Here is a 1,993-nt window from a genome sequence, read left to right on the forward strand (position 1 = left end):
GACGCGATATATCGCGTCTCTACAAGGTTTTTGGTTTATCAAATATTTCTTATCCGAACCGTATTGCCCCCATCCCCACTCAAGAGCACTCCCCCAGCCCCCAATCTGGTAAAGTTTTGCTTTTGCCATAACCAAAAGAACAAAAAGATGGTAAAAGACTGGAAGAATGAGATAATTTTTGCCATCATTCTCAATCTCACTAGTTTACTCTCTCAAGTCAACCCTTAGCGCTCACCCTTTTATGTTTGAATTTCCTGAACTTCCGACAACTTTTCCCCTTGGTGCCATTTTGTTTGACTTTTTATTTTTATTGGTAGCCATACCCATAGAAGGATATGTTTTGAATGTTCGGTTAAGATTTGACAAAAAAACTAGCATTTTTTATGCCATCTGTATCAATCTATTTACTGCTGTGATTGGTTGGATAACTTTTTTCTTTATCGAGCCAGTTTTACCAGTTAATTTAAAATCACAACTAATCAGTTATGTGTTTTTTAATCAATTTCGGACTAATAATGTCCAGTCCTTAATGATTTTAGTTGCTTTTATAATTTTCTTCACAACTTTCTTGCTGAAATACTTTCTCTTAAAGCTTGTTTTGCAATCACTAACTGAACCAATAAAAAATGAATTAGAACTTCAAGCATATCCACGTCGCAACTTCCGACGTGCTAGCAAGGTGAAATTGCAAAATACAAATTTAGTGACTACCATCCTCATCGCGAATTCACTTAGTTATAGTGCAATTGTTATAATTTTGTTGATTCGCTCTCGATAAGTATGTTGGGAAAATAAAACATCATTAATGTTGAATGTCAAACCAATTAAATCTGTTTATGTTCAACTAGTGCAAGAGCAATTTTATTTACTTGTTTACTTAAACAATAATAGAGTAAATAAAAGGTAAATATCAAAGAGTAATTCCGAGGAGTAAAACATGAATTTCTTGTTTTTAAAAGATTTATTTGGTGTCTTTAAATTTGTCGAAGATGTTTATGCCAGAGTCAGAAGGTTATTGGTTCCACCGAAAGCTTACTCTTGGCAAACATTAATTTATTTGAGTATTTTTTCTTGGTTTGCCTCATCTTTAGCCGTAGGTTATGTAAGAGATATAATTTCGTTTTTTGGCTGGTTATTTTTAATTGCCGGGACATCTTGGTATACCACTGACGATCCTTTAAGAATCCCCGGTACTTTTATGCCAGTTGGGGCAGTAGTCACGGGATTTTTAGTGAGTGTTTTTGCTTTTGGACAAGGAGAAGATGTAATTACACCACGAACAATCGTGCTTTGGCCAACGATTTCAGCATTAATTACAGCAATTCCCGAATTTTTTGAAGGAAGTGGTACTGATGTGCAAACACAGATTCCTAAGCCAGAAATCCGTCAAAGACTAATTGTTATGGTTGCCAGTTGTATGATACTAAGTTCCTGGATTCAGTTTTACTTTGTTATGGATAATTGGTTAAGAGAATATCCGAGTTTGCAGGCAGATAATTTTAAGCAAAGTACATTTGTGATTAGAACAGAATCCCCAGAAAAAATCCCGGTAAATGGTGTGTTGATTCTCGATAAACTTCAGCCATTAGTAGAAGAACAAGTAGCTGGAAGACCTTGGTCGCAAGTGGAAAGATGGCTAATAAATGCGGATCAACAAGTAGGAAATTTGGGTAAGCGTGTTATAGAAAGAAATTTAGCAAAATATGAAGAGAAAGAATTGTGGGTTGTTAGACCACGTGTAGTTAATACAAAATCTGGGTATACATTAGATTTGTTAAGTATCTGGACGGGTCCGAGTTCTAATCCACGCGGATTTTACGTGCAAAAGTCTTGTCGGGTTAACCCGATCGCAGCACCAACAAACTCAAGCATTGCCAACGTCAGCAAACCAGATAAAGCCACCGTAGCAGAAATTGACTGCGATCGCATTAGTAAATTTATTGCCGGCTCACCTCCAGCGCAGCAGTAGGGGAGGGGGGACAAGGGGGACAAG

2 protein-coding genes are annotated in these 1,993 nt (G+C 36.8%); both read left to right on the forward strand.

From position 1 onward, the window contains the following. Positions 1–241 precede the first annotated feature (241 nt). A complete protein-coding gene (gene fraC, locus OGM63_RS11040) occupies positions 242–778 on the forward strand; it encodes a filament integrity protein FraC (RefSeq protein WP_263745582.1) in 537 nt (178 codons plus the stop codon). A 159-nt stretch (positions 779–937) separates the two neighbouring features. Continuing rightward, the gene (gene fraD / locus OGM63_RS11045; protein WP_263745583.1) at positions 938–1,969 is read left to right on the forward strand and encodes a septal junction protein FraD; all 1,032 of its coding nucleotides are present in this window, start codon (positions 938–940) and stop codon (positions 1,967–1,969) included. Positions 1,970–1,993 lie beyond the last annotated feature (24 nt).

The organism is Plectonema radiosum NIES-515, assembly GCF_025753815.1.
Lineage (GTDB): Bacteria > Cyanobacteriota > Cyanobacteriia > Cyanobacteriales > Nostocaceae > Hassallia > Hassallia radiosum_A.